The organism is Janthinobacterium sp. GW823-FHT01H08 (assembly GCF_058797855.1).
The window spans coordinates 3,647,587-3,664,926 of record NZ_CM179504.1 but is presented as its reverse complement, the minus strand read 5'-3'; the positions used below and the strand labels follow the sequence as shown (position 1 = coordinate 3,664,926).

Sequence of the window (17,340 nt, the reverse complement as noted above, 5' to 3'; positions counted from 1 at the left end):
CATTTGCAGCGATGACATCAAAAGCGGTACATGGCGCTGACGTTGGCCGTGCGTTCGGCATTGCGGTAGCACAGATTGGGCAGGTAGCCGCAGTCGTACAGGGTCTGCTTGTTGAGCACATTGTTGACGTTGAGGGCAAACTGCCACGGTCCGCGCGACACGCCCAGCGCCGCATCCCACTGCGTGATACCGCTATTACGGATATTCAGGTTCTCGCCGTCGGAATTCGAGCGCATGGCGCCGAGAAAGCGCATGCCCAGCGCCGCATACGCGGGCAGCGCCGTGCCCAGGTTGAACGCTTGGCGGGCCCAGGCCGAGGCGCTGTGGCGCGGCGCGCCCGCTTGCTGCAGACCCAGGTCGCCGTTATTGCTCTTCCTGACTTCCGTATCGAGGTAGGTGTATTGCGCGATCAGGCTCAGGCGGCTGGCAAACTCCGTGCGCGCTTCCAGTTCCAGGCCGCGCGAGCCCACCTGGCCCGTTTGCTGCAGGCGGCCCGGATTGCCGATGTCGGAGGTGGTGACGTTGTCGCGCACCAGGTCGAAGACGGCCGCCGTGTAGCTGGCGCGCTGGCCCACGGGTTCGTAGCGCACGCCCGCCTCGAACTGCTTGCCGCGCGATGGCTTCAGGGCGCTGCCGTTGGCCGTGATTCCCAGTTCGGGCGAGAACGAGGTGGCGTAGCTGACATACGGCGCCCAGCCGCCATCGAACAGGTAGACGGCGCCCACGCGGCCCGTGGTGGCCGATGGCGACTGGTGGAAGTCGGGTTTGACGGCGCCGCTATGGAGGTCGGTGACGTCGCGCGACTGCGTGGCCTTGTCGCGGCGCAGGCCGGCCGTCACGACCCAGCGGTCCCATTTCAATTGATCCTGCGCATACAGGCCCAGCTGGCGCGACGGCGCTTCAGCGCGCGTGGGCGCCTTGGCGGGAAGCAGCGGCTGCTTGCCGTACACGGGCTGGTACAGGTCGATCGGCGCGATAAAGCCTTTTTGATGGCGGTAGTCGTCCGTGTTGCGGATGTTCGCGTAATCGACGCCCAGCAGCACCTGGTGCGCCAGGCCGCCGGCGGCAAAGCGCGCCTGCAGCTGGGTGTCGGCGAACAGACTTTTCGACGCCGTATCGACGGGCATGAAATAGCGCTCCACCGTGCCATCGTCGTTCAGGCCCAGGGGGAACATGTCCGTGCGGTCGTTGTTCAGGCGCGTGTAGCGCAGGTTCTGGCGCAGCGACCAGGTGTCGTTGAAGCTGTGCTCGAACTCGTAGCCCAGCATGGTATTGCGGCGCTTGAAGCGGTTATCGTCGCCCATCAGGTTGACTTTCGGATCGACCTGGCCGCGCGGGCCAGGCAGCAGCAGCTGGTTGGGAAAAGCGTACTGCTGGTTGTCCTGCTCGTAGCGGGCCAGCAAAGTCAGGCGCGTGGCCGGTCCCGCCTGCCACGTGAGCGAGGGGGCGAAGTACAGGCGGTTGTCGCGGTCGCGCTCCAGCCGCGTATGGGCTTCGCGGCCCAGCATGACGACCCGGTACGTCCAGGCGCCTGGCGCGTCGAGCGCGCCGCCCACGTCGGCTTTCAGCTGGCGGCGCTGGTAGCTGCCGTACTCAATCCCCACTTCGCGCACGGCATCCGCGCTGGGGCGCTTGCTGACGGCGTTGACCATGCCGCCGGGCGGAATCTGCCCGTACAGCACGGAAGCGGGGCCGCGCAGCACTTCCAGGCGTTCCAGGCCATACGGCTCGATCGAGGCGCCAAAGGTGCGGCCCGAATTGCGCAAGCCATCCTGCAGGATGCCGTTCGTCTCGATGGTGAAGCCGCGCAGCAGCGAGGAATCGTCGCTGCCCAGCGGGCGCTGGTTCGGCGTCACGCCGGCCGTGTAGCGCAGGGTCTCATCGAGCGACTCGGCATTGCGGTCGCTGATTTCATCGGCCGTGACTACCGAGACGGATTGCGGGTTCTCGTTCAGGGCCGTGTCGGTCTTGGTGGACGAGGCGGCGCGCCGCGCCACATAGCCGCGCACGGGGCCCGTGGCCGTTTCGCGTTCGCTGCTCGCATTGATGGTGATCGCGGGCAGGGTGGCGCTGGCCTGGGCCGGCGCTGGCGTCTGTGCCGCGGAGGCGTCCGCGCGCAGCGCATACGCGCCATGCGCGCCCGCCACCAGGCGCAGGCCCTGGCCGCGCAGCAGTTCCTCGAAGCCCTGGCGCACCGTGTAGCTGCCCGCCAGCCCGCCGCTGCGCTTGCCCTGCAGGAGCGCGGCATCGGCCGACAGTTCCACCCCGGCCGTGCTGGCGAAACTGGTCAGCGCACGTTCCAGCGGTCCGGCGGGAATGGAATACTGGCGCTGCGCCCGCGTGTTGCCTGCCGCCTGGGCGTGGGCGGCTGGTGCCGTGACGGCCAGGGCGCCCACGGCGGCACCAGCGAGGAACAGGGCCTGGATGGCGGCGGCGAGGGGAAACGGGCGCAGCTTGGGTGCGGGAGCGGTCAGGCGAGCAGGCATGGTGCAAATCCTTGGAAAGTGGCGGGAAAAAAAATCGTTCTTCCCGTATTCCGAACGAAAAGCCAAAACCCTCAACGTTTTTTCAATTATTTTGCAGGTATTTTTCAGGACGCCTGGCGCGGCCCCACGCTGACCCAGTAGCGCGTGCGGTAGCGCAATTGCACGGGCAGGCTCAGGGCCAGGTTGGCCAGCGAGCGGTCCGTGTCGCGCAGCGTATACACGCCCGTCACGCGCAGAGCGGCGATGGACTCGTCGCAGCGCAGCACGCCATGGCGGTAGCGGCCCAGCTCGGCCAGCAAGTCATCGAGGCGCATGCGCTCGGCCACCAGGCTGCCCTGCGCCCAGGCGGCGGCGCTGTCTTCCACGCTCGCCACGTCCTGCACGTCCTGCCGCGTGTAGCCGGCGCGCTGGCCCGCCTGCAGATGCAGGGATTCCGCCCCGGCGCGGGCCGGCTGCAGGGCCACGGCGCCCTGGAAGACGGCGACCTGGCTGACGCCATCGTCGAGGCGCACGGAGAAGCGCGTACCCAGTGCCGTGGCCGTGCCCTGCGGCGTTGCCACCAGCAGAGGGCGGTAGACTGCCGCGTTTTCATGCGCGCTGGTGACGAGGACGGCGCCCGCGCGCAGCACGATGCGCCGTTCGCCGGCGTTGTAGCGCACGTCGATGGCGCTGGCCGTGTCGAGCACCACCTGCGTGCCGTCGGCCAGCACGATGGCGCGCGTCTCGCCCACGGCAGTGCGGTAGTCGCTGCCCATGCCCGTTCGTTGCCACAGGCCGGATTCGTGCGCCAGCAGGGCCGTGCCGCCGCCCGCCGCGATCAGGCCCAGCAGCTGCAAGGCGCGCCGGCGCCCGGTGGCACGGCGCTGGACCGGCGCCAGCGCGCCGCGCGCGACCTCGCGCGGCAAAGCGTCGAATTGCCGGGCGAAGCGCTGCAGCCGGGCCCAGGCCCGCTCGTGCTCGGGGTGGGCGGCGCGCCAGGCGGCGCAGGCATCCGCGTCGGCCACGCTGGCGTCTTCCGCCCACAGCCGCGCCATCCACTCGGCGGCGCGTTGCAGCGCGGCGGGGGAGATGGGGGCGCCGTCCGCTTGGGAACTCATGCGCATTGCACCGCGCAGCAGGCCAGCAGGGCGCGGGCGATGTATTTTTCCACGGACGAGACGGATACGCCCAGGCGCGCGGCGATGTCGGCATACGCCATGCCTTCGAGCTTGCACAGCAAAAAGGCGTCGCGCACCTTGGCCGGCAGGCTGGCGAGGATGGCGTCGATTTCCAGCAGTGTCTCGACGATCAGCGCGCGCATTTCCGGCGTGGGGACGGTCGCTTCCGGCTGCGCGGCGATGGCGTCCGCATAGGCGGCTTCGATATGCCTGCGGCGGAACAGGTCCACCACCAGGCCGTTGGCGATCTGCGCCAGATGCTGGCGCGATTCTTCCGGCTGGGGCGCGCGGCCCCGCGCGAGGATGCGCAGATACGTGTCGTGCGCCAGGTCGGCCGCATCGAAGGCGTTGCCCAGCTTGCGGCGCAGCCAGCCCTGCAGCCAGCCGTGGTGGTCGCTGTACAGGACTTCGATTTGCTGGTGCAGTTCCAGTTCGGGGCGTAGCATGCAACCTTTCCATGCCATGGTCCGCGGGACAGCGTGGCCTTGATGCGATTGAGAATTGTTCGTATTGTAGCCCGATTGCCGCGACTTGTGGCCCGGCAGTGGCGGGCCAGCAACGCTGTCGGGCTCGCATCAGGCCGTGATCAGCTTGATATCGGCCACCCGTTCGACCAGCCACACGCACGCCACCAGGGCAATCGCCAGCGACCCCACGGTCAGCACTTGCCGGTACAGCCAGGTCTTGCGCAGCAGCCACGCGAGGGGCAAGAAGGCGGCGACGATGGCCAGCTGGCCGATTTCCACGCCCACGTTGAATCCCAGCAGGCTGGCCAGCAGGGAACCTTGCGGCAAGCCCAGGTCGCGCAGCACGCTGGCAAAGCCGAAACCGTGGATCAGGCCGAAGGCAAAGGCGGCCACGGGGCGCTTGCCGCGGAACAGGGGCAGCAGGTTGTTCAGCGCGGCCAAAATCACGGAAGCGGCGATGGCCGACTCCACCCAGCGCGAGGGCAAGGATACGAGCGACAGGCTGGCCAGGGTCAATGTGATGGAATGGGCGAGCGTGAATGCCGTGACGACTTTCAGCACGTCATAGAAGGCCGCCTTCAGACCCTGCTGCTGTTCGCGCAAGCCCGGCAGCAGCACGGCCGGCAGCAGCAGCGACAGCAAAAACAAAATATGGTCGTAGCCGATCCAGATATGCCAGATGCCATGTTTGACGTAGGCGCCGAACTGCGCCAGGCGGTCGGGCGCGGCCAGCGAAATGGTCTGGCGCGGGCTGTCCGGGTCGAAGATGGCCGTTTGCGTGGCGCCGCCGCTATCGATCTTGAGCAGCCCCTTGTGCTGCGGGTCGAGGTCGGCGAACAGCGTATAGCCAATGGTCAGATTGGATGGCGCGCCGCCGGGGCAAGTGGCCTGGAAGCGCAGCACGTTGTAGGCGCCGTCCGTGTGGTTGTCGACCAGCTGTTCGACGGCTTGCAAGGGGCAGACGCCCCGGTCGCTGGCCAGCTGCAGGCGCTGCAGCGCGTAGGCGGCAATCGCCGCATGGCGCGCGCGGATTTCATCCCAGGTCAGCGCGCCGTCGCCATTGCCATCGAGGCCGATGGCGAAATCGAGGTCGCGCAGGGCGATATCCCATTGCCCCTCGACCCGCTGGCCGTGCACGACCAGGCTCAGATAGCTGTCGCTGGGCTTGTGGGCTTGCGCGGGTGCCAGCCAGGCGCACAGGAGCAGGATGAACAGGCAGCGCTTTACAGCACACCTCACAGCACACCTGCTTTCCTGATAATACTGACTTTTTGCCCATCCTGCGGGCCCAGCTGCCTGACGAGGCGCTGCAGAGCCACGTCTTCCACGCCGTTGGCCCCGATCCAGGCCAGCACCGGTTGCGCGGCGCCGTCATTGTGCGCGGCCAGGGCCGCTTCGAGCAGGATGCGCATGTCGGGCACTTCCTTCTGGATGGCCCAGTTCTGCTGCGCCAGCTGCAGGGCGGCCGGCACATCTTTTTGCAAAAACAGGGCGAAACGGGCTTGCTCGCGCTGGTGCACGGTGTCGCCCCGCTGCATGGCGGCGGTGAAGCGGGCCGCCAGCTCGGCCTTGGCCGCCTGGAATGCCGCTTGCTGGCCGGGCAGCGATTGCAGGGCCAGTGCGTAACGCAGCAGCAGGGCGTCGATGCGCTGCCGGTCTTGCAGCAACTTGACGACTTCCTGCGGACGCTGCCGGTCGAGCAGGAAATCCGCGTAGGCGCCCAGCAGGTAGCTGTCGCGCGGCTGCCGCGCCAGTGCCTTGGTGTAGCGCGCCTCGGCCAGCGTTGAATCTCCGCGCCGCGTGGCCATTTCCGCCAGCAGGGTGGCGGCCCAGCTTTCCAGCTCGGGTGCCGCGCCGGCGCTCCTTTGCAGGGTCAGGTCCAGCAGGCGCTCGCTGGAGGCGGCCCGGCCCGTGACGCTGGCGATATTGGCAAGGCAGGTGACGGTGACCAGCTGCGTCGTCAGGGCCGACAGGCGCGCGCAGGCCGCCGTGGCTTGCTTGTAGTCGCCCTGCACGGTCAGGACGGTGGCGCGCGTCAGCCAGGCCTGGCCATTCGCCGGTTCCTGGGAGATGACGGCGTCGAGGTCTTGCAGGGCGAGACCGAACTTGTGGGTGCTTTGCAATATGGTGGCGCGCAGCAGGCGCACGGGCAGGGGCGGTGCCGCTTGCCGCCACCAGGGCGCCAGGGCCGCTTGCGCGTAACCGAGGTAGCGCGGGTCCGTTTCGCTGCGCGCCAGGGCGATGTAGCGCTGCGCCAGGCTTGCCGCCAGGGTCATGTCTTGCGGCGTGGCATTCAATTGCTGGCGCAGGCCGCGCAGCTCGCTCTGCGTGGCGTCGGCGCGGCGCGGCAGCTGTTCGATGACGGCGCCGCCGTCTTTCGGCGTGTAGGGCGCGGCCAGGGCCAGCAGGGGCAGGCAGGCGCACAGCAGGGAAATCGGTGTTTTCATCATGGATGCCATCAACAGTCATTGATACGGGCACCGGAGAGCGGACTCCCCGGCGCCCGCAAGGGCCTTACAGCGGCACCGGTTCCGTGTCTTCCGGCGACGTCGCCATGATGGCGTCGATGGTGACGCTATCCTTGTCATCGCTGGTGGTCAGAATGACGTTGCTGACGGCCACATAAAACGCATCGAGCAAGACCACGGGCGGCGGCGTGGTGCCGCCGTTGCCGTTATCGCCGCCATGGCTGCTGCCGCCGCCACCGCAGCCGGCCAGCAGGGCCGCGAGCGCCAGGGCGCCGATCAGATAGAGCTTTTTCATCGCGTTCTCCTTGTTACTGCTGTGGCGAACCGGCCACGGGCGTTTTCAGGTAAGGGAAACCCGCCGTGAAGAAGGTTTCATCCAGGAAAGCGCCGTCCGTGAAGTGCAGGGCGCCGGCCGGTGCGTCGGCCGGGGCGCAGCCGATGTTCAAGGTGCACAGCTTGCCCATGGCCACGCGCAGCACCACGTCGACCACGTCGTCGCCAGGGCGGCGGCCGTTCGGGAAGCCCGCGTTATCGCCGCCGATGACGCCCAGGCGGTTTTGCGCACCGACGTTGGTGGGCGCGATCGACGTATTCAGGCGCAGCATTTCCGATGCCGTCACGGTGACGGGCTGGTTCACGCCCTTGATGCCCGTCAAAAAGGTGGCCACCAGGTCGTTGCGGGGGAAGTTGGTGGGCGCCTTGGCGCCTGCCGAGCCGAACAGTACTTCCACCAGCGCCGGCGCTGTCGGGTTGGTGACATAGTCGGCAAACTGCGCGTCGCCGGACGGTTTGCTGGCGTTGAAGCGGTCTTTGTCCTTCAGGCCGATGACCAGTTCATTCACCAGCGGCATGCCCAGGCGCGACACTTGCACCCACGCGCCGCCTTCCTTCGAGGCCGCGGTGCTGCCCGGCGCCGGGTTCAGCAGACGTCCCTGGCGCAGGCTGGCCGTGGTCCAGCCGCCGATGACGGGGTCGCTGCCCGCCGTCAGGCAGGCGGTCGGCACTTCCATCTCGATGGCCGTGACGTTCTTGCGTGCCAGGTCATCCTTGGCGGCCGACTCCGCATTCGCGGCAAACTCCGTGGCGGGCGCCTTGATGTTGATCAAGTCGAACGTTTCGCCCAGGTTCACCACGAACGGGTCTTTGCGCTGGCCGACGAACATGCGCGCCGGCGTGGCGCAGCCGGGGATGTTGACCGTGTAGACGTGCTGCGCGGCATACGCGGCATAGTTGGGGATGGACTTGGTGCCAATGTAGTCGACGGGCTTGTCGAACGTCGTGCCGCCGCCCGTGGCGTTGGTCACGGCGCTGCGCGTGCCCGAGCGGCGGTCGCCCCGCACCACCGTCACGCTGTAGGTTTCGCGCACGTTCAGGCCAGCCGGGTTGACGGAATCGATGGCGCCGCCGTTGATGACGAGCGGAATCGACACTTTCTTGCCGCCCACGGTGAACTGGCCGTCCTTGATGGTGTTGTTGAAGCGGAACTGGAAGGTGAGGTCTTCCTTGCCGTCGCCATTGTTGTCGATATGGATTTCGTACAGGGCGTTCGGGTCCATGGCGAAGTAATTCGGGCCGCCGTAGGCGTCCTGCAGGGGAATATAGTCGGCCACCAGGGTGGTGTAGGCGCCGCGGCCCGCTTCATAGCTGCGGAACATATAGAAGTCGGTGGCGTCGACTTTGGGGTTTTGCGTGATGAACGGCGCTTCGCGGTGGCTGGAAGCGTAGGCGGCTGGCGCGATGGCCAAAGTGAAGGAAACGGCGAGAAGGTTGCCCAGGAGTGCGGCGCCCAGTGCGGTTTTCGAGTGTGACAATGACATTTCGATTCTCCCGATTTTTGTTGGCGTTGACAGACAAGTCCAAGAAACTGCAGGCTGCCTGACTTATACGAACGGCTACAAAAAACGGATTCAACTCTTTGTCAAAGTCTGCAACTGACCTTGCCGGGCCCTTACCAGGCCAGCACTTTGGGGCCGATGGCGGCGCCGATGGCGGTCGGCACCAGCATGCCCAGCACGTACCAGAAGCCGACGAAGCTGGCCGCCAGCTCCGGGCAATGCAGGCAATACACGAGCGCGGCCATGGCACCGGCGGCAAATCCGGCGGCGGCGCCCGCCAGACGCAGGCGCGTGGGCGCCAGCTGGCGCATCAGGCGCAGCACGGCGGCCAGGATGGGCAGCGACAGCATGGCGATCAGCAGGGGGCAGCTGCGCCAGGTGGCGCCCCAGAACAGCTCGGCCCGCTGTTCGGGCGGGGCTTCGTTCAGGATGATGGCGCCCAGCGCCCACATCAGCAGCACGGGCATGGCGAGCAGCAGGGGCAGGGCGCGGGTAGCGGCGCCCGGCAGGCACAGGCGGCGGCTGACGTACCAGGCCGCCAGGCACAGGCACACGACGAAGCCCACCTTGATCCAGAAGTCGGGCAGCTGGGCCAGCTGTTCCAGGTTGGGCCGCACGCCCAGCAGCATGGCCATCAGGGCTACGCTGGCCAGCAGGCCGGCGCCCAAAGTGCCTGCGGCGCGCCAGTGCGTGCCGGGCGGCGCTGCGGCGGCCACGTCGGGGCCGCTGGCCAGCATGGCGATCAAGTCATCGGTTTTCATGGTGCGCTTCCTTCTATCCTTAAATGGGCCGCCAGTGCCTTCAAGCCGCGGTGCACTGCCACCTTGACGCTGGCTTCCGAAATGTCCATGGCCGCCGCTGTGTCGCGCACGGACCAGCCGTCGAGCTTGGTATGCACGATGGCGTCGCGCTGCTGCGCCGGCAAGGTGGCCAGCAGCTTGCCCAGGTCGCGGCTGGCCTCGGCCGCCTCGGCATCGGCGCTGGAAAACAGTTCCTGCGCGCTATCTTCTTCGTCATACGGCAAGTGCTGCGCCTCGCGCCGCCCGTGCCGGCGCAGCCAGTCGATCATCTTGTAGCGGGCGATCGCATGGATCCACGACGTCAGCGGCACGCCCGTGTCATACGTCAAGCGCTGGTTGTGGATGGCTAATAAACATTCCTGCACCAGGTCTTCCGCCTCGTCCGGCCAGCGCTGCAGGCGGCGCCGGAAAAACGCGCGCAAATGGGCGCTGCTTGCCTGCAAGAAACTGCGATACGCCGCCGCATCGCCATCGAGGCCGCGCAGCATCAAGCCGTGCAGCCGCAATTCCGTGCCGTGCAACTGCTCGCTTATTGGTATTCGTTGCATGCAAGCCTTTGGTGACAGGCGTTGAAAAAAATAAATCTTAAATTATTTGAGGGTGGCTGTAACCAATCCGCACGGTGCGGCGAATTGACAGGCAAGCACGCTTCCTATTTTTAATATACCGGTGAAAGACCATGGACATCAAGCAGCGCCTTGCAACATTACTTTTACCCTTGCTGAGCATGGCTGTGGTAGCGCCGGCCATGGCGCAGATGGCTTCCAGCCAGCGCTGCGAAGTCAAAAGCGGTGCGCAGACGGCGGCGCTGGTGGAGCTGTACAGCAGCGAAGGCTGCTCCAGCTGCCCGCCCGCCGACCAGCGCCTGAACGCCTTGCGCAAGGAAGCGGGGACGGCCAGCCTGGTCGTGCCGCTGGCCCTGCACGTCACGTACTGGGACCAGATCGGCTGGACGGACCCGCTGGCGCAGGCGCAATTCGATGCGCGCCAGGCCGAGCTGTTGCGCCACCAGCCGCGCCATGTGGCCTATACGCCCCAGTTTTTCGTGGGCGGCACGGAATTGCGCGGCTGGGATACGCAGTTGCCGGCCGCCATCCGCCGCATCAACGCGACCGCCGCGCCCGTCGCTATCCGCCTGTCCGCCACGCCGGCGCCGGGTGGGAAGCTGCTGCTGGAAGCCGATGCCAGCGCGCCGGATGCGCGGACGGACGGCCAGCTATACGTCGCCATCAGCGAAAACGGCATCGTCTCGACCGTGCTGCGCGGCGAAAACCGCGGCGCCACCCTGCATCACGATGCGGCCGTGCGCCTGTGGCTGGGGCCGGTTGCGCTGGCGCAAGGCCGCGCCCGGCTGCGCCGCGAAGTCAGCCTGCCCGCCAGCTGGCGCCCGGAAAACCTGCAAATCCTCGCCTTCGTGCAGCGGGCCGACAGCAGCGCCATCCTGCAAGCCGTCAGTACGGCATCCTGCGCGAAAGGGGTGATGTGATGAACGGACAAGCGAGCGTGATCCACCCTGCCTGGCTGCGCCTGACGCACTGGCTCAATGCCGTGGCCGTGGTAGTGCTGGCCACCAGCGGCTGGCGCATCTACAACGCGGCGCCATTCTTCCCGTTCGAGTTGCCACGCGCGCTGACCCTGGGCGGCTGGCTGGGCGGCGCCCTGCAATGGCATTTCGCCGCCATGTGGCTGCTGGTGGGCAATGGTTTGCTGTATCTGGTCATCAATATCGTCTCGGGAAGGCTGCGGCGCCAGTTCTTTCCCCTCGCGCCGCGAGCGCTGCTGGCCGATTTCATCGCCGCGCTGAAGGGCAAGCTGGCCCATGCGGACCTGCGCCGCTACAACATGGTGCAGCGCGCCGCCTATCTGTTCGTCATGCTCGATTGCATCGTGCTGGTGCTGTCCGGCCTGGTGCTGTGGAAATCCGTGCAGTTTCCCATCTTGCGCGAACTGCTGGGCGGCTACGAGAGCGCGCGCAGGGTCCACTTCATCGCCATGGCGATGCTGACGGGCTTTGTCGGCGTGCACCTGCTGATGGTGGCACTGGTGCCGCGCACACTGGTCGCCATGCTGCGCGGCCGCTAAGGAGATGAGCATGAAAAAATCCATCCTCGTGCAAGAGCAGGGCCAGGCCATGCTGGCCGACGCCTTGCGCCAGATCAAACAGCCGTCGCGCCGCCTGTTTTTGCAGCGCAGCCTGACTCTGGGGGGCCTGTCTTTGCTGACGGGTTGCAACGCCAGCGACCCGTCCAGCATCGAGACGGCCTTGACGGCCGTGTCGCGCATGAACGACCGGGTGCAGGGCTGGCTGTTCGACCCGAACAAACTGGCGCCGACTTACCCGGACTCCATGATCACGCGGCCGTTTCCCTTCAACGCCTATTACGGCGAGGATGAGGTGGAACAGGTCGATGGCGACGCCTGGCGCCTGGAGTTGAGCGGCTTGATCGCCGACAAGAAGCCGTGGACCCTGCCGCAGCTGCGCGCCTTGCCGCAGGAAACGCAGGTGACGCGCCACATCTGCGTGGAAGGCTGGAGCGCCATCGGCAAGTGGGGCGGCGTGCCGTTTTCCCACTTCCTCAAGCGGGTGGGCGCCGACACGACGGCCAGATACATCGGCTTCCAGTGCGCCGACGATTATTTCACGAGCATCGACATGGCCACGGCCCTGCATCCGCAAACCATCATGGCCCTCACGTACGACGGCCAGGAATTGCCGCCGAAATACGGCTACCCGATGAAATTGCGCATGCCGACCAAGCTGGGCTACAAGAACCCCAAGCACATCCAGGCCATTTTTGTCACGAATACCTACCCGGGAGGGTATTGGGAGAATCAGGGCTACAACTGGTTCGGCGGTTCCTAGAAAGGCCGGGGAGCCGGCCAGGGCGGCGTTGCATTGCCTTGTCGTACTAGTCTACTGCCTGCGGCAATGCGCCTGGCCCTGAGCACCTCCCGGCCTTCCTAATGTTCAGCAGCAAGCAGCACCCTGTGGCACAGCAATAGTTTTACCACCGGGCAATCTCGCCCATCCAACACTGAGACAAGGACATATCATGAAAACCACCATCACCACCTTCGCCGCCATCATCGCTTCCGCCATCCTCCTGTCGGGCGCCGCGTTTGCCCAGGACGCCATGCAGAAAGACGCCATGCCCAAGGACGCCTCGGCCGACGCCATGCACAAGGATGCGATGGGCAAGGACGGCATGCACAAGCCGATGGCCAAGAAACACATGAAAAAGGATCACATGGCCAAGGATGGCATGGCAAAAGATGCCATGGGGAAAGACGGCATGAAAAAGGATGAAATGAAAAAGGATGAAATGAAAAAGGATGGCATGGCCAAGGATGCGATGGCCAAGTAGTGCAGGGGCCTGGCGCCGTCAACGCGATGGCGCCAGGCCGCGCGCGTCTTCCAGCGTTCACCCATGCTGGCTCAGGATGCGAAGTTGCTAATTGGTGTAAGCTGGACGCCTCCTGATTTCCCGCATGCACAGTCATGACCGAACCGTCCGTTGCCGCGTTGTCCCCCGAAGCACCTTCCTCCGATAAATCGATCCGTCGCCGCTCGCTGTTCGCCGCCTGCAGCGCGCATGCCGTGCATGACGGCTTGACGGACGTGATCTATGTGCTGCTGCCCATCTGGCAAGCGCAGTTTGCCATCAGCTACGCCATGGTGGGCCTGTTGCGCGGGTCGTACTCGGGCATGATGGCCGGTTTCCAGCTGCTGGCCAGCCGCCTGGCGAAGCGCTGGGGACGCGAGCGCATGCTGGTGGGCGGCACGGCGCTGGCCGGCATCGCCTACCTGATTGCGGGGCAGGCGGGCGGCCTGGCCGTGCTGCTGATCGCCTTGCTGCTGGGCGGCCTGGGCGCCAGCACCCAGCATCCGCTGGCGTCTTCCATCGTCACCGACACGCACGAGGCGGGCGGCGGCGTGAAGGAAGCGCTGTCGCACTATAACTTTGCGGGCGATATCGGCAAGACCCTGATTCCCGCGCTGGTGGGCTTGCTGTTGCTGGTGTGCAGCTGGCAAGCGAGCGTTTCCCTGCTGGGCTTGCTGGGCCTGGCGGCGGCCGGCTTGCTGTGGTGGCTGTTGCCGAAGCCGGAAGAGATCCAGGCCAGTCAGAAGAAAGCGGTCAAACCCGTCACTGGCAGCGGCTCCAAAGCAAGCTTTCGCGCGCTGCTGGCGACGGGCACCCTGGACAGCGCCGTGCGCATGGGTTTTCTCACCTTCTTGCCGTTCTTGTTGAAAAGCAAGGGAGCGGGCACGGCCGGCATCGGCGTGGCCTTGTCGCTGCTGTTCGTGGGCGGCGCCTTCGGCAAGTTGCTGTGCGGCTACCTGGGCGCGCGCATCGGCATGATGAAGACCGTGTGGTTGACGGAATCGATGACCTCGCTGCTGATCGTCGCGGCCCTGTGGCTGCCGCTGGCCGGCATCATGGCCATGCTGCCCCTGCTGGGGCTGGCGCTGAACGGCACCTCGTCCGTGCTGTACGGCGTGGTGCCGGAACTGGCCGAGCCAGGCAAGCGCGAGCACGCGTTTGCCCTGTTCTACACGGGCAGTATCGGCGGCGGCGCGCTGTCGCCCGTGCTGTTCGGCGCGCTGGGCGACCATACGAGCGTGCCCACGGCCTTGCTGGCGCTGGCGGCCGTATTGCTGCTGACCTTGCCGCTGGCGTGGAAGGTGCAGCGGGGCCTGGCGCATGGCGGCGCCGCATGACAGGATGCCTCGCATGAGTCTGCCATTGCCGCGCGACAAACACGATACGGACAATGCGCAAGCCCTGACCGCCTTGCGCTGGGAAGAACTGCGTCCCGCCATGCCGCAGATCCTCGCGTGGGTGCAGGACGCCAACTGGCCCGTGGCCGCCGTCCTCCTGCCTTACCTGGCCGGCATCGGTCCGCGCCTGGCTCCGTATCTCAAGACGGTGCTGGCCAGTGACGATGAACAATGGAAATATGTTGTTCTGCTGGGCATCGTGCGCCATTCCCCCGGGCTCGCTGCCGCCCTGGACGGGCAATTGCAGCGCTTCGCCCTGTCGCCAACGGCTGCCGAGCTGGAAGAAGGCGTGGCCGAGGTGGCCCGGGAGATTTTGGCGGGCAGCGGCGCTGGTGCGGCGTGACTTGCCCGCCAGCACTTCCATCGTCTACACTCGCCGCATGAAAAATTTTGAAAAGCGGCGCGACCGCTACGATTTGTTCCGCGCGTTTGACAATCCCCTCGTCAACATCAATTTCCAGCTCGACGTGCCCGATTTCCGCCCCTGGTGCAAGGAACGGAACATTCCCGTGTTTCACTTTTTCCTGTTTTGCCTGCTCAATACGGTCAAGGACATCGACAATTTCATGTACCGCATCTGCCAGGGCGAAGTGATCCGTATCGACGATTTTCCCGCGTCCTACACCGTCATCAACAGCGACGAGAACCTCAATTACACGCGTTTTGCCATGACCGACCAGCTCGACGTATTCATCGAACGCAGCCTGGAAGCCAAGCGCATCGCGGAAGCGAGCACCGCGCTGATCAACACGGGCGAGGGACAAAGCGAGCGGGAGCAGCGCAACAATATCTTCATCACCTGTTTGCCATGGCTGGAGCTGGCGGCCATCGAGCACCCGGTCTGCCGCCACCGCGACGCGGACATCCCGACCTTTACCTTGGGCAAATTCGGCCCGCCGCAGGACGATGGCCGCATGCGGATACCGTTTTCGGCGCAGGCCCATCACGGCTTTGTCGATGGCTACCATGTGCAGAAACTGGCGCAGGCGCTGGCGCAGCGCATCGCCGCCATCATTGCCTAGGCTAAATAGTCGCTGGGCGCCCGGCCCAGCACGCGGCGGAAGGCGGCCGTAAAAGCGCTGGGGCTGGCATAACCGAGATCGAGCGCCACGCGGGTGACGGCTTGTCCTTCGGCCAGCCGCGTGATGGCGGCCAGCAGGCACGCTTGCTGGCGCCACTGGGCAAAGGCCAGCCCCGTCTGGGCGCGGAATTGCCGCGTAAACGTGCGGCGGCTCATGCCCGCCTGCGCCGCCATCGCGTCCAGGCCGCTGTCCAGGCTCGGCTGTTCGAGCACTGCCATGCACAGCCGCGCCAGCCTGGCGTCCTGCGGCAGGGGCGCGCTCAGGGGCAGGGGATTGGCAGCGGCGATCTCGTCGAGCAGCAAGGCCATCAACCGCCCGGCGCGCGACGCCTGCACATACAAGGCTTCCACGGTCACGGCTTCGGCCAGCAGCTGGCGCAGCAGCGGCGTGGCATCGAGCACCTGGCAATCGGATGGCAAATCCATGCTGGCGATGGCGTCCGGGGCGATAAACACATTGTGCATGGTCACGGCGCCCTGCATGCGCATGCCGTGCACCAGTCCGGCCGGTACCCAGCAGGCGCGTTGCGGCGGCACCAGCCAGTTGCCCTGCGGCGTGTGCACGCTGATGACGCCGCGCGCCGCATAGGCGAATTGCCCGCGCGCATGGCTGTGGCTGGGAAATATCTCGCCGGGGGCATAGTCGCGCGCCGTGGCGATCAGTGTTCGCGGCACTTCCGTATAAAAATCATCCATGGCCCGTACTCTACAGTATTTGACCTGCCATCGAAAGCGGGCCGTTGCCTGTACCACTACCATGCAGACTTTTCCTTCAAGGATGCATATGCACAATACCTATCATCGCGTGGGCCATGGCCCCCACGCCGTCATCGTCCTGCACGGCTGGTTTGGCGACGCGCACGCGTTTGCGCCGATGGAAACGGCCCTCGATGGCGACGCCTTCAGCTATGTCTTCATGGACAATCGCGGCTATGGCGGCATGCGCGGCGTGGCGGGCGAGTATTCGATGGAAGAGGTCGCCCGTGACGCACTGGCCTTGGCCGATGCGCTGGGCTTTGCCACATTCAGCGTGGTCGGTCACTCCATGGGCGGCATGGCGCTGGAACGGCTGGCCTTGCTGGCGCCCTTGCGTTTGCGCAAGCTGGTGGCCGTGGCGCCCGTGCCCAGCTGCGGCGTGGCGCTGCAGGGGCCGGCCCGGCAACTGTTTCTCGATGCCAGCGCGAACATCGATGCGCGGCGCGCCATCATCGATCGCAGCACGGGCGGGCGCTTGCCTGCAAGCTGGCTGGACTGGAAGGCGCAGTACTCGTGGGAAAGTGCGGATCAGGCCGCGTTTGCCGCCTATTTCCTCGCGTGGAGCGGGACGGATTTCAGCGGCGAAGTGCAGGCAACGGCGTCGAAACTGCCCTTGCTGGCGCTGGTGGGGGAACACGACCCCCGCTTTGATGCGGACTTGATGCGCCGCACGTATCTGGCGTGGTACCCGCAAGCCCGGCTGGAGGTGCTGGGTAATGCGGGACACTATCCGATGAATGAAACGCCGCTGGCCCTGGCGGCCAGCATCGAGGCGTTTCTATCGGCGCAGTGATCTTATGCTGCCTTGCTGCGCAGGCGCAGCAGGCTCAGGCCTAGCAGCACGAAGGCGCCGCCCGTGATGCGGTTGAACAGCTTGGCGCGGCCCGGCGTTGCCAGCTGGGTTTTCAGCAGGCGCGCCAGGTTGGCATAGAACAGATGGGCCAGCATGGCGCAGGCGACGAACGAGGTCGTCAGCACGGTGAACTGGATGGCCACCGGCTCGCCCGGCGTGATGAATTGCGGAAACAGGGCCGAGAAGAACAAAATGGCTTTCGGATTGGTCAGCGCGACCGTCAAGCCCTGGCGGAAGAGTTTCCAGAATGAATTTGGATTCGCCGCGCCTTGCACCACGGGCGCATCGGCCACGACGCTGGTCTTGCTGCGCCATTGCTTGATGCCCAGGAACACCAGATACAGGGCGCCGGCCAGTTTCAGCAGCATGAAGGCCGTGGCCGAGGTGGCCAGCACGACGCCCATGCCGGCCATGGCCACGCCGGAAATGATGAACAAGCCAAAACCATTGCCCATGCTGCTGATCATCGCGCGGCGGGGGCCGACGGCGATGGCATTCGAGATGGCCAGCAAGACGGCCGGGCCGGGAGAAAACGTGACGAGCAGGGCGACGCTGCAGAAAAGCAGCCAGTTCGAGAGGTGCATGGATGTTCCTGGGTGGGGCCGAAGCCGGATTGGGAAGTCAAAACACGTCTATTGTACGAAGTTTTCGGCTCCC

General features: G+C 65.9%; 19 protein-coding genes. 8 read left to right on the top strand and 11 right to left on the bottom strand.

What is annotated here, in order from left to right:
• Positions 1-17: 17 nt before the first annotated feature.
• From AC3RCG_RS16395 to AC3RCG_RS16355, 9 genes are all read right to left on the bottom strand, one after another.
• A complete protein-coding gene (locus tag AC3RCG_RS16395) occupies positions 18-2,486 on the bottom strand; it encodes a TonB-dependent siderophore receptor (RefSeq protein WP_492401196.1) in 2,469 nt (822 codons plus the stop codon).
• Positions 2,487-2,590: 104 nt separating this feature from the next.
• Entirely contained in the window at positions 2,591-3,583 is a 993-nt protein-coding gene (locus tag AC3RCG_RS16390; RefSeq protein WP_070292253.1) for a FecR domain-containing protein, read from the bottom strand.
• Positions 3,580-4,089, bottom strand: a complete 510-nt coding sequence (locus tag AC3RCG_RS16385) for a sigma-70 family RNA polymerase sigma factor (RefSeq protein WP_492401198.1) — start codon at positions 4,087-4,089, stop codon at positions 3,580-3,582. The genes AC3RCG_RS16390 and AC3RCG_RS16385 overlap by 4 nt, the downstream gene beginning before the upstream one ends.
• A 129-nt stretch (positions 4,090-4,218) precedes the next feature.
• Positions 4,219-5,349: a HupE/UreJ family protein gene (locus tag AC3RCG_RS16380; RefSeq protein WP_492401199.1), complete on the bottom strand. Its 1,131-nt coding sequence runs from the start codon at positions 5,347-5,349 to the stop codon at positions 4,219-4,221.
• Positions 5,346-6,560: a tetratricopeptide repeat protein gene (locus AC3RCG_RS16375; RefSeq protein ID WP_492401200.1), complete on the bottom strand. Its 1,215-nt coding sequence runs from the start codon at positions 6,558-6,560 to the stop codon at positions 5,346-5,348. The genes AC3RCG_RS16380 and AC3RCG_RS16375 overlap by 4 nt, the downstream gene beginning before the upstream one ends.
• 64 nt (positions 6,561-6,624) lie before the next feature.
• Positions 6,625-6,873 (bottom strand): hypothetical protein, encoded by a 249-nt coding sequence (locus AC3RCG_RS16370; RefSeq protein ID WP_492401201.1) that lies wholly within the window; start codon positions 6,871-6,873, stop codon positions 6,625-6,627.
• A 13-nt stretch (positions 6,874-6,886) separates the two neighbouring features.
• Entirely contained in the window at positions 6,887-8,395 is a 1,509-nt protein-coding gene (locus AC3RCG_RS16365; protein WP_492401202.1) for a DUF4331 domain-containing protein, read from the bottom strand.
• Positions 8,396-8,526: 131 nt separating this feature from the next.
• Positions 8,527-9,174, bottom strand: coding sequence for an NrsF family protein (locus tag AC3RCG_RS16360; protein WP_070292256.1), 648 nt, complete (start codon positions 9,172-9,174; stop codon positions 8,527-8,529).
• Entirely contained in the window at positions 9,171-9,761 is a 591-nt protein-coding gene (locus AC3RCG_RS16355; protein WP_070292257.1) for a sigma-70 family RNA polymerase sigma factor, read from the bottom strand. Before AC3RCG_RS16355 ends, AC3RCG_RS16360 begins: the two co-directional genes overlap by 4 nt.
• Before the next feature lie 131 nt (positions 9,762-9,892).
• On the opposite strand from AC3RCG_RS16355, the gene AC3RCG_RS16350 reads away from it, so the two are divergent.
• The 7 genes from AC3RCG_RS16350 (at position 9,893) to AC3RCG_RS16320 (ending at position 15,015) form a co-directional block, all read left to right on the top strand.
• Positions 9,893-10,699 carry a DUF1223 domain-containing protein gene (locus AC3RCG_RS16350; protein WP_492401203.1) on the top strand — a complete coding sequence of 269 codons (807 nt, stop codon included), beginning with the start codon at positions 9,893-9,895 and terminating at the stop codon, positions 10,697-10,699.
• The gene (locus AC3RCG_RS16345) at positions 10,699-11,295 is read left to right on the top strand and encodes a cytochrome b/b6 domain-containing protein (RefSeq protein WP_492401204.1); all 597 of its coding nucleotides are present in this window, start codon (positions 10,699-10,701) and stop codon (positions 11,293-11,295) included. The genes AC3RCG_RS16350 and AC3RCG_RS16345 overlap by 1 nt, the downstream gene beginning before the upstream one ends.
• 4 nt (positions 11,296-11,299) lie before the next feature.
• A complete protein-coding gene (locus tag AC3RCG_RS16340) occupies positions 11,300-12,076 on the top strand; it encodes a molybdopterin-dependent oxidoreductase (RefSeq protein ID WP_492401205.1) in 777 nt (258 codons plus the stop codon).
• Positions 12,077-12,266: 190 nt separating this feature from the next.
• The gene (locus AC3RCG_RS16335; RefSeq protein ID WP_492401206.1) at positions 12,267-12,578 is read left to right on the top strand and encodes a pentapeptide MXKDX repeat protein; all 312 of its coding nucleotides are present in this window, start codon (positions 12,267-12,269) and stop codon (positions 12,576-12,578) included.
• Positions 12,579-12,712: 134 nt separating this feature from the next.
• On the top strand, positions 12,713-13,933 hold the full coding sequence (locus tag AC3RCG_RS16330) for an MFS transporter (RefSeq protein ID WP_492401207.1): 1,221 nt from the start codon (positions 12,713-12,715) through the stop codon (positions 13,931-13,933).
• 13 nt (positions 13,934-13,946) lie between these two features.
• A complete protein-coding gene (locus AC3RCG_RS16325) occupies positions 13,947-14,336 on the top strand; it encodes a DUF5071 domain-containing protein (protein ID WP_492401209.1) in 390 nt (129 codons plus the stop codon).
• A 37-nt stretch (positions 14,337-14,373) separates the two neighbouring features.
• A complete protein-coding gene (locus tag AC3RCG_RS16320; protein WP_070310660.1) occupies positions 14,374-15,015 on the top strand; it encodes a CatA-like O-acetyltransferase in 642 nt (213 codons plus the stop codon).
• Here AC3RCG_RS16320 and AC3RCG_RS16315 read toward each other — a convergent pair.
• Positions 15,012-15,770, bottom strand: coding sequence for an AraC family transcriptional regulator (locus AC3RCG_RS16315; protein ID WP_492401211.1), 759 nt, complete (start codon positions 15,768-15,770; stop codon positions 15,012-15,014). The two genes, AC3RCG_RS16320 and AC3RCG_RS16315, sit on opposite strands and share 4 nt — an antisense overlap.
• Before the next feature lie 88 nt (positions 15,771-15,858).
• On the opposite strand from AC3RCG_RS16315, the gene AC3RCG_RS16310 reads away from it, so the two are divergent.
• Positions 15,859-16,623, top strand: coding sequence for an alpha/beta fold hydrolase (locus AC3RCG_RS16310; RefSeq protein ID WP_492401212.1), 765 nt, complete (start codon positions 15,859-15,861; stop codon positions 16,621-16,623).
• Between the two features lie 2 nt (positions 16,624-16,625).
• On the opposite strand, the gene AC3RCG_RS16305 is transcribed toward AC3RCG_RS16310, so the two are convergent.
• Complete coding sequence (locus tag AC3RCG_RS16305; RefSeq protein WP_070218425.1) at positions 16,626-17,267, bottom strand: LysE family translocator; 642 nt, start codon at positions 17,265-17,267, stop codon at positions 16,626-16,628.
• Between the last annotated feature and the right edge of the window lie 73 nt (positions 17,268-17,340).

Bases quoted from the DNA above. Each gene is read 5' to 3' on its own strand.
- AC3RCG_RS16360 (WP_070292256.1), bottom strand. From the start codon at position 9,174: ATGAAAACCGATGACTTGATCGCCATGCTGGCCAGCGGCCCCGACGTG.
- AC3RCG_RS16365 (WP_492401202.1), bottom strand. From the start codon at position 8,395: ATGTCATTGTCACACTCGAAAACCGCACTGGGCGCCGCACTCCTGGGC.
- AC3RCG_RS16375 (WP_492401200.1), bottom strand. From the start codon at position 6,560: ATGATGAAAACACCGATTTCCCTGCTGTGCGCCTGCCTGCCCCTGCTG.
- AC3RCG_RS16395 (WP_492401196.1), bottom strand. From the start codon at position 2,486: ATGCCTGCTCGCCTGACCGCTCCCGCACCCAAGCTGCGCCCGTTTCCC.
- AC3RCG_RS16370 (WP_492401201.1), bottom strand. From the start codon at position 6,873: ATGAAAAAGCTCTATCTGATCGGCGCCCTGGCGCTCGCGGCCCTGCTG.
- AC3RCG_RS16310 (WP_492401212.1), top strand. From the start codon at position 15,859: ATGCACAATACCTATCATCGCGTGGGCCATGGCCCCCACGCCGTCATC.
- AC3RCG_RS16325 (WP_492401209.1), top strand. From the start codon at position 13,947: ATGAGTCTGCCATTGCCGCGCGACAAACACGATACGGACAATGCGCAA.
- AC3RCG_RS16330 (WP_492401207.1), top strand. From the start codon at position 12,713: ATGACCGAACCGTCCGTTGCCGCGTTGTCCCCCGAAGCACCTTCCTCC.
- AC3RCG_RS16350 (WP_492401203.1), top strand. From the start codon at position 9,893: ATGGACATCAAGCAGCGCCTTGCAACATTACTTTTACCCTTGCTGAGC.
- AC3RCG_RS16320 (WP_070310660.1), top strand. From the start codon at position 14,374: ATGAAAAATTTTGAAAAGCGGCGCGACCGCTACGATTTGTTCCGCGCG.
- AC3RCG_RS16345 (WP_492401204.1), top strand. From the start codon at position 10,699: ATGAACGGACAAGCGAGCGTGATCCACCCTGCCTGGCTGCGCCTGACG.
- AC3RCG_RS16385 (WP_492401198.1), bottom strand. From the start codon at position 4,089: ATGCTACGCCCCGAACTGGAACTGCACCAGCAAATCGAAGTCCTGTAC.
- AC3RCG_RS16305 (WP_070218425.1), bottom strand. From the start codon at position 17,267: ATGCACCTCTCGAACTGGCTGCTTTTCTGCAGCGTCGCCCTGCTCGTC.
- AC3RCG_RS16340 (WP_492401205.1), top strand. From the start codon at position 11,300: ATGAGCATGAAAAAATCCATCCTCGTGCAAGAGCAGGGCCAGGCCATG.
- AC3RCG_RS16355 (WP_070292257.1), bottom strand. From the start codon at position 9,761: ATGCAACGAATACCAATAAGCGAGCAGTTGCACGGCACGGAATTGCGG.
- AC3RCG_RS16335 (WP_492401206.1), top strand. From the start codon at position 12,267: ATGAAAACCACCATCACCACCTTCGCCGCCATCATCGCTTCCGCCATC.
- AC3RCG_RS16390 (WP_070292253.1), bottom strand. From the start codon at position 3,583: ATGAGTTCCCAAGCGGACGGCGCCCCCATCTCCCCCGCCGCGCTGCAA.
- AC3RCG_RS16315 (WP_492401211.1), bottom strand. From the start codon at position 15,770: ATGGATGATTTTTATACGGAAGTGCCGCGAACACTGATCGCCACGGCG.